Below are 13,874 nucleotides of genomic sequence, written 5' to 3'. Positions count from 1 at the left end.
GACAAGTCTGAAAAGGCATTTTTCGTATTCGTTATTGATTGTATTTATTCAAAAAGAAGATGGCAATTGTGCCGGGTCCGGCATGTGATCCGATGGCAGAGCCAATCATATGGATTTCCACGTTTTGCGCTTGGAATCTTTCTTCGAAAAGTGCTTTCATTTCCAACGCTGTGCTTTCGTCATCACCGTGACTGATGGCAATTGTCTGTTTTGATAATTCGACTCCGCGTTCCTCCATCAAATCGGCGATGCGGCGAAGAACTTTCTTACGACCTCGATGTTTTTCAATCGGCACGAGCTTTCCGCCTTCGACGTGAAGGAGCGGTTTGATGTTCAAAAGGCCACCGATGAATGCGCTCGCTTTCGATACTCGTCCGCCTTTCGCCAAGTAATCAAGATCCTCGACTGTAAATAGATGCTCCATATGTGCTGCCATATCGCGAATTTTCCGTTCGATCGACCTTACATCTTCGCCTGCATCCCGTAGACGGACTGCTTCTTTTACGAGAAGGCCATGTCCAAGAGAAGCGCACCGTGAATCGATGATAACGAGGTTCATGTTCGGATTGCCTTCCTTCACTTGATCCTTCATCATGACAGCCGTATTATACGTACCTGATAGCTCCGACGAAAACGCGATATACAAACCGTCTTCTCCCGATTCAGCGAGCTCTTTCCAAGTGGATAGGAGCCGTTCGGGCGAAGCTTGTGATGTTTTTGGATGTTTTCCGTTTCGGATTGCATCGTAAATTTCCTTCGAATCGATTTCAATGACATCATCGTATTCTTTGTCGTCGATCAATACACGCAATGGAATGAGCGTCACATCGTTTTCTTCATAAAATGATTTTGGTAAATCTGAACCGCTGTCAGCAAAAATTCTCATTAAGGTCCCCTCACATTCTTTTTATATTTGTTTTGTTAATAATAACCGTTCTTTCAGCACTTCCGCGATTCCGTCTTCATTATTTGTCAACGTCACTTCATTAGCTATGGATTTGAGTCGGTCAATCCCGTTGCCCATTGCGACGCCTACTCCAGCGTAGTCGATCATTTCCAGGTCATTGTCTTCATCTCCGAATGCGATGATGCGCTCCCGTGGAATTCCGAGCCACTTGGATACGTGCGAAATACCGACCGCCTTATTCAAACCGTGGCGCACGATTTCAATGACAGCCCATGGCGCGCCCCATCGTCTATGGTCGATCGCCTCAGCATAGACCTCCGCTAAATGTCTCCGGATTAGATCAGCATTTTGGGGATCCGCCTGAATAAGCAAACTTGTAGGGTCGACTTTCAAGGCCTCTCTGATGTCCCCTTGCTTAATGACTGGATCACCGAAGGTGAGAATATCCAATGGCTTTTCATCGTGATATTGCAAGTACACATCGTCCATCACTTCAGCAATGATATTGTGGAAACGGAAATCATACAGTGCGTCAACAACATCATTGACGACAGGTAGAGGAATCGTTTCATGGACCGTTTTCCAAGAACGGTCAGTCGGGTTGTGGACGAATGCGCCATTGAAATTGACGATCGGGGTTTTTAGTCCAAGTTGGCGATAGTACATCTCGCTTGCCCGATACGGCCGGCCGGTTGCAATCATCACCTGGTGGCCTTGTTCCTCCGCCTGCTTCAATGTCTTCGCGGTTTCCTCTGAGATCACTTTTTCATCCGTCAACAATGTCCCGTCCAAGTCGAGGACAATTAAATGCGGTTTCATAATTCAGCCCCCTTTTGGAAAGATTCTTAGTTGTATACCCGTTTTTTACTGACTTTCAGCGTTGTTGAAGCACTAAATTGGTTGGTTCATCTTATAATGTCCAGTTTAACGTTATCTATTGGGGCAGTCAAAACATTCCGGGAAACCGTCCTTTTTGTTTTTCTAGTAAAACTTTGGTACGATTTAGAAAAAGTAAGAAGGTGTTTGCATGATTGTCAACGAAGAAAATTGGGGCAATATACCATTATTACATATTGTGGATGAAACGAACGAAAATAGCAATCTTCCAGCAGTCATATTTTTACATGGTTTCACGAGTGCCAAAGAGCATAATTTGCATTACGCATATAATATCGCAAAGAAAGGATTCCGCGTCCTGTTGCCAGATGCCCATTTGCATGGTTCGAGGGATGAAGGATTGGATGAAGTCCAATTGAGCTTGCGTTTTTGGGAAATCGTCCTTACATCGATCGAGGAAATGGACGTGCTGCATAAAGAATTACTTGAAAGAGGCGTCCAGAAAATCGGAATGGGCGGAACTTCCATGGGCGGCATTACGACCCTCGGTTGTTTGACTGTTTACCCGTGGATCGAAGTCGCAGCGGTCATGATGGGTGCACCGGGATATGTCGAGCTTGCAAAAGCGCAAATAGCACAATTCGAAAAACGTGGTTTCAAATTGCCGATCACAGACGAAGAGCGTAAATCGCTCCTCGATACGCTAGCCATTTTTGATTTAACGAGGCAAAGGCAGAAGCTCAATCATCGACCTGTTTATTTCTGGCACGGTCAAAATGACAGTACCGTACCGTTTGATCCGACATACAATTTCTATAAAGCGGCGAAAAAGGATTATGAGGATGCACCTGAACGATTTGAATTCGTCGCGGATCCGATAGCGGGGCATGCTGTTTCAAGATCCGGCATGCTGCGAACTGCCGATTGGTTCGCATCTTATTTGAATGAATAGACCATACTTGTTATGATGAAAGTAGTAAAGTTCGGAAAGGGGAATTTCAATGAATGATGATATGAAAGGCAGCTTGATGGGTGCCCTGGAAAATGTAATCGATCCTGAGCTCGGTATTGATATCGTCAACTTGGGACTTGTCTATGATGCAGAACTGGATGAAGAAGGTACTGCCAAAGTGACAATGACATTGACTTCAATGGGTTGTCCGATGGGGCCGCAAATTGTTTCCAACATCAAACAAGAACTGACGGAATTGCCTGAAGTGAAAGATGTGGACGTCAACATTGTTTGGAATCCGCCATGGTCGAGAGAGAATATGTCCCGCTATGCAAAAATGGCGCTTGGTGTTCGCTAATAAATCTAAAAAAGGTTGTTTGACTCAGCGTCAAGCAGCCTTTTTTGTATGGTGATTATTCTGTCCAGTACGGGGAAAAGTATAGATGCAGATTGCTTTACTTACATGGAGGAAGAACATATAATTTAATTAATCAAAGATAGTCAAAGTCAAATGACAGAGGTGAAACTATATGAGAATGGATGGCGTACAGGAAGACCAACGTACTCCACTTGAACAATTCGGCCGCAATCTCGTTGAAGATGTAAAGAACGGAAAAATGGACCCGGTCATCGGGCGCGATGAAGAAATCCGGAATGTCATCCGGATTTTATCGAGAAAAACAAAAAATAACCCTGTGCTAATCGGGGAGCCTGGGGTCGGTAAAACGGCAATTGTCGAAGGGCTTGCACAACGGATCGTCAAAGGCGACGTACCGGAAGGGTTGAAAGATAAGCAGATCTTTGAACTCGATATGAGCTCGCTGATCGCCGGAGCGAAATACCGCGGGGAGTTCGAGGAACGGTTGAAGGGCGTTTTAAAGCAAGTGAAAGAAAGTGATGGAGAGATCATCCTTTTCATTGACGAAATTCATACAATCGTCGGAGCTGGCAAGACGGAAGGCGCGATGGATGCAGGCAATATGTTGAAGCCGATGCTTGCCCGTGGTGAGCTGTATTGCATCGGTGCAACGACGCTCGATGAGTACCGGATGTATATCGAGAAAGATCCTGCCTTGGAACGACGATTCCAGCAAGTTCTAGTGCGCGAACCATCCGTCGAAGATACGATTTCGATCTTGCGGGGATTGAAGGAGCGTTTTGAACTGCATCATGGCGTCCGTATCCATGACCGTGCATTAGTTGCCGCCGCCACATTATCGGATCGCTACTTGACAGAACGGTTCATGCCGGATAAGGCGATCGATCTGATGGACGAAGCGAGTGCGATGATTCGGACGGAAATCGACTCGATGCCTCAAGAACTTGATTCTGTCACACGTCGGATCATGCAGCTCGAAATTGAGGAGCAAGCATTGAGGAAAGAAAAAGATGCGATCAGCCAGACACGACTTGAAGCATTGCGTACCGAATTGCAGGAGCTGAAAGATTCATCAGCCGACATGCGGGAGCAATGGAACAAAGAGAAAGAAGCCTTGCGCGATATCCAAGAGAAGCGTGAAGAGCTTGACCGGTACCGCCGTGAGCTGGAAGACGCGCAAAACCGTTTTGATTTGAATAAAGCGGCTGAGCTGCAATATGGCAGAATTCCGGAGCTGGAAAAACAACTTCAGCAATTGGAAGCGTCACTCGTAACGAATTCCGATAACCGGCTGTTACGGGAAGAAGTGACTGAGGATGAAATCGCGATGATCGTCGCGCGCTGGACGGGCATTCCTGTCACGAAGCTTGTGGAAGGGGAGCGGGAGAAATTGCTCCGTCTCCGTGAAACGTTGGAGGAGCGGGTCATCGGACAAGATGACGCCGTACAGCTCGTCACAGAAGCGGTTTGGCGTGCCCGTGCAGGCATTAAGGATCCGGATAAGCCGATCGGTTCATTCCTGTTCCTCGGGCCTACCGGTGTAGGAAAGACAGAACTTGCAAAAACGCTCGCTGCAACATTATTCGACTCGGAAGACCACTTTATTCGAATTGACATGTCCGAATATATGGAGAAACATAGCGTTTCTAGACTAGTAGGAGCGCCTCCGGGTTATGTCGGTTATGAAGAAGGCGGGCAGTTGACGGAAGCGGTGCGCCGCAATCCGTACTCAGTCGTGCTTCTCGATGAAATCGAAAAGGCTCATCCTGATGTATCGAATATATTGCTTCAAGTACTCGATGACGGCAGAATTACAGACAGCCAAGGCCGACTCGTCAACTTCACGAACACGGTCGTCATTATGACGTCCAACATCGGCTCGGCCTATTTGCTGCAAGGCCAATTCGATTCGGATGAACACGCCGCAGAGGATTTGGTTATGGCAGAGTTACGCCGTCATTTCAAACCTGAATTGCTAAACCGAATGGACGACATTATCATCTTCCATTCATTATCAGGAGACTCTTTCCGTTTGATTGCGAAGAAAATGCTCGAGGATCTCGTCAAACGACTCGATGAACAAGAAGTGGACTTGGAATATGGAGACGACGTCCTTGACTGGATCGTCCAAGAAGGTACGGATGCCGAGTTTGGCGCACGACCATTGAAACGATTCATCCAACGCCACGTCGAAACAGCTGTCGCGAAGGAGATTATTAAAGGAGATCTCGCGGAAGGACAGAAATTAGTCTTGACGATGGAAGATGGAAAACTGCAAGTACTAAAAAAATAAAAGTAGCCCTGGTGCCGAATTATAGCGGCGACCAGGGCTTTTTTATGCAAATAAAAAAACCGTCCCAGTAAAGGAACGGCCTGCTAATGGAATCAATAATCTGCAACTTCCTCGTCGGGAAGGATTGCAGTAATGCCAAGGACAACAATTGCCAAGACGACAGAAGCGATGACTCCACCCATTAAGTCGAAAGATACTCCAGCGATTGAACCGGCTACATAGTTCGTCATTGATACAAGTAAAAAGGACATAACAAATGTAATGATATATTTCATCGAATTCACCCCATCGTAACTATTTCCTCGTTCATCATACCATAGTGAACACTTTCAATAAACAAAATAATGCGCTCATACTAATTTCTTTGGCGAAATCGTGTCGATATATTGAAAAGTAAACTCATTTCTTCTATAATTAACACCAGGTACTAATATTAGATAATAAGGAACGGGGTATGTTAGATGAATGCAGGGTTAATCGGCGTTGGGAAATTTGTCCCTTCTAAAGTTGTGACAAATCATGATCTTGAACAACGAATCGATACGACGGATGAATGGATCCGTACACGTACAGGCATTGAGGAAAGACGCATTGCAGATGACAATACAGATACATCCGATATGGCGTATGAAGCTGCAAAACAAGCGATTGAAAACGCAGGTCTCCACCCGGAAGATATCGGAATGATTCTCGTGGCAACTGTCACACCGGATCGTCCATTCCCAGCCGTCTCGACAATTTTACAAGATAAGTTAGGCGCAAAAAACGCAGCGGCGATGGACGTTTCCGCAGCATGTGCTGGCTTCATGTACGGAGTTGTAACGGCTAAGCATTTCGTAGAAGCCGGAACGTATAAGCATGTCCTCGTCGTCGGCGTAGAAAAACTGTCGAAGATTACGGATTGGGAAGACCGCAACACAGCAGTTCTTTTCGGGGACGGTGCAGGTGCTGCAGTCATCGGTCAAGTGAGCGAAGGACGGGGAATCCTATCCTTTGAATTAGGTGCCGACGGTGCAGGAGGCAAACATCTTTACCAAGACAAATACATCCAAATGAACGGACGTGAAGTGTTCAAATTTGCAGTCCGTCAAATGGGGGAGTCAGCTGTAACTGTTACGGAAAAAGCGGGTCTGACGACAGAGGATGTCGATTATTTGATTCCTCACCAAGCGAACATCCGCATTATGGAAGCATCCCGTGAAAGACTTGGCTTGCCAGTCGAAAGGATGTCGAAGTCTGTCCATAAATACGGAAACACGTCAGCAGCATCGATTCCGATTTCATTATTCGACGATTTACAGGAAGGCCGCGTCAAGGACGATGACATTATCGTATTAGTCGGATTCGGCGGCGGACTCACTTGGGGCGCTTTATGCATCAAATGGGGTAAATGATCATCGAATACTATATAATAGTGGAGTTAAAACGAACTGATATACATGCCAACGCTTTGGCATAATTTTGATAATGAAGGGGAGTTTTCAAACAATGGAAAAACGTCGTGTAGTCGTTACGGGAATTGGAGCAGTTTCTCCAGTAGGAAATTCCGCGGAAAGCTCATGGGAAGCGGTATTGAACGGAAAATCCGGAATTGGTCCACTCACAAGACTGGATAGTGAGCAATTTCCAGTAAAAGTTGCGGCGGAAGTGAAGGATTTTGATATTGAGGAATATATCCCGCGAAAAGATGCGCGGAAGATGGACCGTTTCACACACTATGCGTTAGCAGCATCTATCATGGCAATGAAAGACGCAGACCTTGAATTGGACGAAGAGACAGCGTTACGGACAGGTGTCTGGATCGGCTCTGGCATCGGGGGAATGGAAACACATGAACAGCAGTTCAAAACATTCCAAGAAAAAGGGTACCGCCGAGTGAGCCCGTTTTTCGTTCCGATGATGATTCCGGATATGGCTTCCGGCCAAGTATCCATCCATTTCGGCGCGAAAGGCATCAACTCTTGTACGGTAACAGCTTGTGCATCCGGTACGAATTCAATCGGTGATGCATTTGAAGTTATTAAACGCGGAGAAGCTGATGTGATGATCACAGGTGGTGCAGAAGCGCCGATCACGACGATGGCGGTAGCTGGTTTCTGTGCGAATACAGCACTATCATTGAATCCTGATCCGGCAACAGCTTCCCGTCCATTCGACAAGGAACGTGATGGCTTTGTTATCGGAGAAGGCGCGGGCATCCTCATTCTCGAAGAATACGAGCACGCGGTGAAACGCGGCGCGAAAATCTATGCGGAAATGGTGGGATACGGCTCTACAGGAGACGCTCACCATATTACAGCTCCAGCTCCTGAAGGCGAAGGCGCGGCACGTGCAATGCGTCAAGCACTTGATGAAGCGGAAATCAGTCCGGATAAAATCGATTACATCAATGCACACGGAACGAGCACACCGTATAATGACTTGTTCGAAACGCTTGCTGCGAAAACTGTTTTCGGAGAGCATGCGTATAAGCTTGCAATGAGTTCTACAAAATCGATGACGGGGCATTTGCTAGGTGCTGCCGGAGGATTGGAAGCAATCTTTACGGTAAAAGCATTGCAGGAAGGGATTCTGCCTCCAACAACGAACTATGTGAATGCAGATCCTGAATGCGACCTTGACTATGTTGTCAATGAAGCTAGAAAAGCGGATATTCAATATGCGATGAGCAACTCTCTCGGCTTCGGGGGACATAACGCTTCACTCGTATTCAAAAAAATATGATCGAAAAGACGAAAAGCTCCCCTTTTAGATGGATTCTAAAAGGGGAGCTTTCGTTCATACATTGGAAGAAAAGCAAAAGGGCGTTGTATATGACACGTATCTTCCTCTTCCTCATCAGCTACGGACTTATCGTCGTTACTGTCTCGCACATGATTCTCTATTTCAATTATTTATCGCTCGGTTACAGCTGGCAGCGGATATTGCTATTCATTATCCAGACGCCCGATTTCATGCTTTTCGTTATGGCGGTTATACTATTGATTATGACCGTCGCCTTCCGAGCCCCATCGCAGACTCCATTTTTTTAAGGGTAGCGGATGCAATCGCATTCGCTTTTTCAGCGCCGCGATCAAGATGCACATCCAGCTCCGAGGAGTGGAGAAGCTCACCATAGCGTTCTTGGATCGGAGTAAGATGGTTGATGACCGCCTCTGCAACACCCGCTTTGAACGCACCGTAGCCTAGGCCTTCGTATTTCGCCTCGAGGTCTGGAATCGCGATGCCGCTTAATGCGGATTCAATCGTCAATAGATTGGACACTCCTGGCTTATTTTCAACATCGAATTTCACATAACCGTCCGAATCGGTCACTGCGCTTTTGATTTTCTTTTCGATTTCTTTAGGTGTATCCAATATGGAAATGGTCCCTTTTTTATTCGGATCTGACTTGCTCATCTTTTTCAAAGGGTCTTGAAGGGATTTGATACGAGCGCCGTTTTTCGGTATGCGCACATCCGGAATGGTAAGTACTTCGCCGTACCGTTTGTTAAAGCGTTCCGCTAAGTCCCGTGTCAACTCGACGTGCTGCTTCTGATCCTCACCGACCGGCACGATGTGCGAATTGTAGATGAGAATATCCGCAGCCATCAAAGGCGGGTATGTGAGAAGTGCAGCCGAGACGCCTTCTTTCCCTTCGGATTTGTCTTTGAATTGAGTCATCCGCTCAAGTTCTCCGATATAGGAAATACATTGCATCATCCATCCTGCTTGGGCATGCGCAGGTACTTCTGATTGGATGAATAACAGTGATTTCTCCGGATCGATTCCGCTTGCGATGTAAATGGCAGCAAGCGAACGGATTGTTTTCGCCAGTTCATCCGGATCTTGTTGGACTGTGATTGCGTGCTGATCGACGATGCAGAACCTGCAGTCGTATTCATGTTGAAGCTCGGTAAATTGCTTGAATGCGCCGATGTAATTCCCTAGTGTGACTGTTCCTGTAGGCTGAACGCCCGAAAATATGGTTTTCATTTGAAATTCCTCCTCTGAAAATAAAGTTGATTTCCGCTACAGGCGGACGCTTTCCGCGGGCGAGCGGTGAGCCTCCTCAGTCGCTGCGCTCCCTCCGGGGTCTCCCCTGTCTCGCTTTCCCGCAGGAGTCGCCGCCTTACGCTTCAATCAACAGAGCTACCTGTAATCAATAATAAAAAATAAAAATAAAAAAACATCAGCCATCCCAAAAAAGGGACGACTGATGTGTATCAACCGTGGTACCACCCGAATTAGCCCGCAAGCAGGCCACTCAAAGCCCCTTAACGCGGGGGGACGTGACAGGCTACTCATTGACCGCTTATAGCAATCCTTTTCGCCAATCAAGCTCAGGAACCCAATTCTTCTTGCCCGTCATACCTGTTTACACCAACCACAGGCTCTCTTGAATGCCGCGACAAGAATACTCTTTCCGTCTTCGCTTTTCATAATAGTTGTCAAAAGTATAATACGATACGTGAAATAAAGCAACAGCAAAAGTTTTTTCACTGTGTTCGACAAAATTAGTGGTTTTTCAACAAATAAAGATGGGAATAGATGAGTTCCCCTATTCATTGTATTTTTGCTTTGATAGAATGAGTGAGAGAGAGGAAGTGTGCTATGAGGAAAATGAAGATCGCAAGCTCCTTGTTGCTTGCAAGTGCAATTAGCCTTCCGTTTGCAGTGCAAGCTGATGAGACGAAGGCGGATGTTAAATTTGCTGAACGTACATACGGATTTGAAACGATAGAGGAAGGAATTGTTGCCGGCTCTAAGTTATACAGCTATGACTCCGGATTAGTGTTTGAATATCCAGATGCTGTACGAGGAATTTACGTGACAGGGCATTCAGCAGGGGGGGCCCGCTTCGAAAGGTTGTTGAAACTGATCGACTCGACAGACTTGAATGCAATGGTGATAGACATAAAAGATGACTTTGGCAATTTGACGTATAAACCGCAAGAGGACTCTCCTTTGTTCGATATGGGCATCGGGAAGCCATACATAAAAGATCCGCGCAAGATGCTCGAGACGCTTGAGGAGAATAAGGTTTATCCAATCGCCAGAATCGTCGTGTTCAAGGATACAGTGCTTGCGGAGAAACGACCTGAACTGTCCTTCTTGGAGGGGAATGAAGTGTGGAAAAACGGAAGAGGCGAATCATTCGTCAATCCGTTCATGAAAGAAGTATGGGATCATAATGTCGAAATCGCGATTGAAGCTGCAAAAATGGGCTTCCAGGAAATTCAATTTGACTATGTCCGTTTTCCGGAAGGATTCGAAAAACGTCATGACATCCTAAAATACTCTATGGACGACTATGCCGATTCTGAACTCGACCCGGTTCAACGTAGGGTGGAAGCGGTGACCGGTTTTGTGGCGTATGCTAGGGAACAGTTGAAGCCGTACGACGTAGACGTGTCCGTCGATATTTTTGGCTACTCGGCAACATTACCGGAAGCGCCAGGAATCGGACAGAACTTCTCCAAAATTTCCGAGAACGTTGATGTCATCTCTTCGATGATTTATCCAAGCCATTGGACTTCCTACTTCGGTATAGCGAAACCCGATCTTGAACCTTACCAGCTTGTCACAGAATATGCGAAGGTTGAAAACGCCAAACTAAGTGAACTTGAGAGTCCTCCTGTTTCACGTCCTTGGCTGCAGGATTTCAGTGCCTCTTGGCTTGGGAAAGGGAATTATCTCCGTTACGGAAAAGAAGAAGTGGAAGCGCAAATTAAAGCGTTGAAAGAGAATGGCATCAATGAGTATTTATTATGGAATGCAGGGAATAATTATACAGAAGGCGTTGATTACACGCCATGACCTCCAGCCGGAAGCCTTTTATGCAAGGTTTCCGGAATTTTTTCATTGTTTAATGAAACTTTTCTGGCCTTGATTTCGTACTAGTAAGTGTAGAGGTACATTTTTCAATCAACTCTTTCTAAATGAGAAAATGATTTTTTTGAAGTAATGATGTTTAAACATTTCCTCCGTCGGGTATAACAGTAAAGAAATACGAAAGTACATAACCGAAGGAGCTGTAAAGCTTATAATATTGCGGAAATGTGACAAGGAAACCATCTGTTTCACTTTTTTTCAAAAAAGTGTATTCATTGAGAATGAATATGTGTATAATAGGAGATAAGCTCATTACTTTAAAATCATTCTAATTTAATATTCTAAATATAAGACAGGAATCCAACTGAAAGGAAGTGTCAGCGAATGGGAGTTACATTATTCACCTCACCTAGTTGCACATCATGTAGAAAAGCGAAGGCGTGGTTGGAGGAACACGAAATCCCATATTCAGAGCGCAATATTTTCTCTGAGCCTTTGAATATTAATGAAATCAAACAAATCTTACGGATGACCGAAGATGGAACCGATGAAATCATTTCAACGCGTTCAAAAATATTCCAAAAACTGAATGTCGACGTGGAAAGCCTTCCACTGCAACGTTTATATGAATTGATCCAAGAACATCCAGGCCTATTAAGAAGACCAATCATCTTAGATGAAAAAAGGCTTCAGGTAGGATACAATGAAGATGAAATCAGACGCTTCCTACCAAGAAAAGTAAGGGCCTATCAGCTGCTTGAAGCGCGGCGCATGGTAAACTAATTTAACACGTAGTAAAGCTGATAGGGAGTTGACAGGCAATTGCCTCCCATCGGCTTTTTATTTTCGTTTAGACTATAAGCAGGCGCCCTGCGTTGTTGTTTACGTCTAGACTCCGGGCGCCAGAAGCTTTTGAATTTGACCCTTGCATTGCGGGCAGATGTTCTCTACAATGCTATTAACATTAATCGTCAAGAGGATAACCCTTTCAAAACCTCCGGGACGGTCATATAGTAAGTATAAGCATTACAGGTTTAATGCAAAAAAACGAAATGGGCTAAACGCCTGTTTGAGGGAAGGGAGAGAAAAGGGATGGAAATTGAGCGAGTCAATGATAATACCGTAAAGTTTTATTTATCGTATATAGACATTGAGGAACGAGGCTTTACACGGGAAGAGGTTTGGTACAATCGCGATAAAAGCGAGGAGCTCTTCTGGGAAATGATGGACGAAATCAATGACGAGACTGAATTCGAAGTGGAAGGTCCGTTGTGGATCCAAGTTCATGCGATGAATAACGGCATCGAAGTGACCGTAACACGGGCGCAAACTTCAGATAATGACGAATCGGATGCACAATTTGGCATGGATGATGCCCGGAAGCATTTTGATCCGGATCCTAGCATGTTTGCCAATTCCGAACAACTTATGAGTGAATTGAATGATGAGCCTGTTGTATGGACGTCTGATATGTTTGTCTTTGAGGAGTTCGAAAACCTCATTCCACTGTCTACCATCATTCCTCCATACGCAGTCAAAACATCTCTCTATTCATTTGAAAATAAATTCTATCTGTACGTGTTGTACGATGAATCGAAAATGGATGATGAGGATAAATCCGATTTCTGCAGCATCGTATCAGAATTCGCTTCCTTATCCCAAGTGACGATCCACCGCCTGGAGGAATACGGCAAAGTCATTATGGAATCTGACGTTTTGGCAACTGTGAATAAATACTTCGGTTAACACATATACGCTGTTCCCTGAATAAATGGGGAACAGCTTTTTTGTATTACATAGAGAAATATTGCTGGATAAGTTGATTTCCAGCAGTGCTGGTGCTCGCAACGCTATCGCTATTGCTCGTAAAAGCCGTTCTTCGTGACGGCTTTCGCTGCGGGCGGACGCGTTCTTACCTGTAGTCAAGAGAGGAAGCTGCAGAGATTCCCTATCATAATTACTTTGCTACAGGATACCTTGCATCTATCGATGGAGAGGAAATGACATGGACTTACGAGCCAAGAGATGAAAACAATAAAGGTTCTTTTTCAGCTATCTTTATAACCATCGAGGATGTTTTGCACAAAACGTTTAATGGAAATGAGGATATCACGGTTACGGATGACTTGGAAATAAGTGATGGAAAGGCTTTAACTCTTGTATTAGAGCGATCCGGCATGGAAGATATTCAAATAGATATTGAAAAGCTTCCTGTTTTACTGTCCTATTTAAGTCAAAATGATAATCCGGAATTAGAAATGAACAGATTGCGGAGTACCTTTATCCTTACACATCAACAAAAGGATTACTTTCTCGTCAGCTTCAATTGCGGTGTAAAGCTTTGCGATCAACTTTTAGTAGAGCATAGTAGTAAAGATGAAGTTCGATCAATTGAGGTATCAGAATCGAGCATCTTTCAAGATGTCAAACAAAAAAGGGGATCATTTGGCGCTTCTATTTGGAAGGACCGAGGGGGTTGCAGTCGTAAGAAATCAAATCGCACTAATGGACTTAAATGAGTTCATAAAAGTCCGCCATCGCAGCAACTTGAAGTATTGGAATCCTTTGAATATCCTATTACACGTATTGAGTGGAAGGATAATGACTTACAGGTAGACATCGCCGATTTACAAGAACCAACATTTGAAAATATTATGGAATGGAATAAAAATAATGAAGAACCTATTCAAGA

Annotated in this window: 14 protein-coding genes and 1 other annotated feature; of the genes, 10 read left to right on the top strand and 4 right to left on the bottom strand. The window is 45.0% G+C overall.

Translation table 11 applies throughout. The features are described 5' to 3' along the window. Positions 1-31: 31 nt before the first annotated feature. Positions 32-886, bottom strand: coding sequence for a DegV family protein (locus MHZ92_RS11020; RefSeq protein ID WP_239431743.1), 855 nt, complete (start codon positions 884-886; stop codon positions 32-34). Between the two features lie 21 nt (positions 887-907). Next, positions 908-1,726, bottom strand: a complete 819-nt coding sequence (locus MHZ92_RS11015) for a Cof-type HAD-IIB family hydrolase (RefSeq protein WP_239431742.1) — start codon at positions 1,724-1,726, stop codon at positions 908-910. 208 nt (positions 1,727-1,934) lie between these two features. On the opposite strand from MHZ92_RS11015, the gene MHZ92_RS11010 reads away from it, so the two are divergent. The 3 genes from MHZ92_RS11010 to MHZ92_RS11000 all read left to right on the top strand — a co-directional run bounded on the left by MHZ92_RS11010 (position 1,935) and on the right by MHZ92_RS11000 (position 5,368). Continuing rightward, a complete protein-coding gene (locus MHZ92_RS11010) occupies positions 1,935-2,696 on the top strand; it encodes a prolyl oligopeptidase family serine peptidase (protein ID WP_239431741.1) in 762 nt (253 codons plus the stop codon). A gap of 49 nt (positions 2,697-2,745) precedes the next feature. Continuing rightward, entirely contained in the window at positions 2,746-3,054 is a 309-nt protein-coding gene (locus tag MHZ92_RS11005; RefSeq protein WP_239431740.1) for a metal-sulfur cluster assembly factor, read from the top strand. 178 nt (positions 3,055-3,232) lie between these two features. Continuing rightward, a complete protein-coding gene (locus MHZ92_RS11000) occupies positions 3,233-5,368 on the top strand; it encodes an ATP-dependent Clp protease ATP-binding subunit (protein ID WP_239431739.1) in 2,136 nt (711 codons plus the stop codon). Between the two features lie 92 nt (positions 5,369-5,460). Here MHZ92_RS11000 and MHZ92_RS10995 read toward each other — a convergent pair whose 3' ends face one another. Beyond that, a complete protein-coding gene (locus MHZ92_RS10995) occupies positions 5,461-5,643 on the bottom strand; it encodes a DUF2929 family protein (protein ID WP_239431738.1) in 183 nt (60 codons plus the stop codon). A gap of 186 nt (positions 5,644-5,829) precedes the next feature. On the opposite strand from MHZ92_RS10995, the gene MHZ92_RS10990 reads away from it, so the two are divergent. From MHZ92_RS10990 to MHZ92_RS10980, 3 genes are all read left to right on the top strand, one after another. Continuing rightward, positions 5,830-6,762: a beta-ketoacyl-ACP synthase III gene (locus tag MHZ92_RS10990; RefSeq protein WP_239431737.1), complete on the top strand. Its 933-nt coding sequence runs from the start codon at positions 5,830-5,832 to the stop codon at positions 6,760-6,762. A 94-nt stretch (positions 6,763-6,856) separates the two neighbouring features. Continuing rightward, positions 6,857-8,092: a beta-ketoacyl-ACP synthase II gene (gene fabF, locus MHZ92_RS10985; protein WP_239431736.1), complete on the top strand. Its 1,236-nt coding sequence runs from the start codon at positions 6,857-6,859 to the stop codon at positions 8,090-8,092. Then, a complete protein-coding gene (locus MHZ92_RS10980; RefSeq protein WP_239431735.1) occupies positions 8,089-8,400 on the top strand; it encodes a hypothetical protein in 312 nt (103 codons plus the stop codon). The genes fabF and MHZ92_RS10980 overlap by 4 nt, the downstream gene beginning before the upstream one ends. Here MHZ92_RS10980 and trpS read toward each other — a convergent pair. Next, positions 8,354-9,343 carry a tryptophan--tRNA ligase gene (gene trpS / locus MHZ92_RS10975; RefSeq protein ID WP_239431734.1) on the bottom strand — a complete coding sequence of 330 codons (990 nt, stop codon included), beginning with the start codon at positions 9,341-9,343 and terminating at the stop codon, positions 8,354-8,356. The genes MHZ92_RS10980 and trpS overlap by 47 nt on opposite strands. Positions 9,344-9,552: 209 nt before the next feature. Continuing rightward, positions 9,553-9,789: a binding site (T-box leader), on the bottom strand. Positions 9,790-9,961: 172 nt separating this feature from the next. Between trpS and MHZ92_RS10970 the strand changes: the two genes are divergently transcribed. From MHZ92_RS10970 to MHZ92_RS10955, 4 genes are all read left to right on the top strand, one after another. Continuing rightward, positions 9,962-11,167 carry a putative glycoside hydrolase gene (locus MHZ92_RS10970; protein ID WP_370644690.1) on the top strand — a complete coding sequence of 402 codons (1,206 nt, stop codon included), beginning with the start codon at positions 9,962-9,964 and terminating at the stop codon, positions 11,165-11,167. A gap of 399 nt (positions 11,168-11,566) precedes the next feature. Beyond that, entirely contained in the window at positions 11,567-11,965 is a 399-nt protein-coding gene (spxA, locus tag MHZ92_RS10965) for a transcriptional regulator SpxA (RefSeq protein ID WP_239431733.1), read from the top strand. 309 nt (positions 11,966-12,274) lie between these two features. Next, positions 12,275-12,928: an adaptor protein MecA gene (mecA, locus tag MHZ92_RS10960; RefSeq protein ID WP_239431732.1), complete on the top strand. Its 654-nt coding sequence runs from the start codon at positions 12,275-12,277 to the stop codon at positions 12,926-12,928. A gap of 254 nt (positions 12,929-13,182) precedes the next feature. After that, a complete protein-coding gene (locus MHZ92_RS10955) occupies positions 13,183-13,701 on the top strand; it encodes a hypothetical protein (RefSeq protein WP_239431731.1) in 519 nt (172 codons plus the stop codon). The last annotated feature ends 173 nt before the right edge of the window (positions 13,702-13,874 follow it).

The organism is Sporosarcina sp. ACRSL (assembly GCF_022346605.1).
GTDB lineage: Bacteria > Bacillota > Bacilli > Bacillales_A > Planococcaceae > Sporosarcina.
Note: the sequence above shows the minus strand (reverse complement) of the source record. Positions and strands in the feature narration are given on the sequence as shown.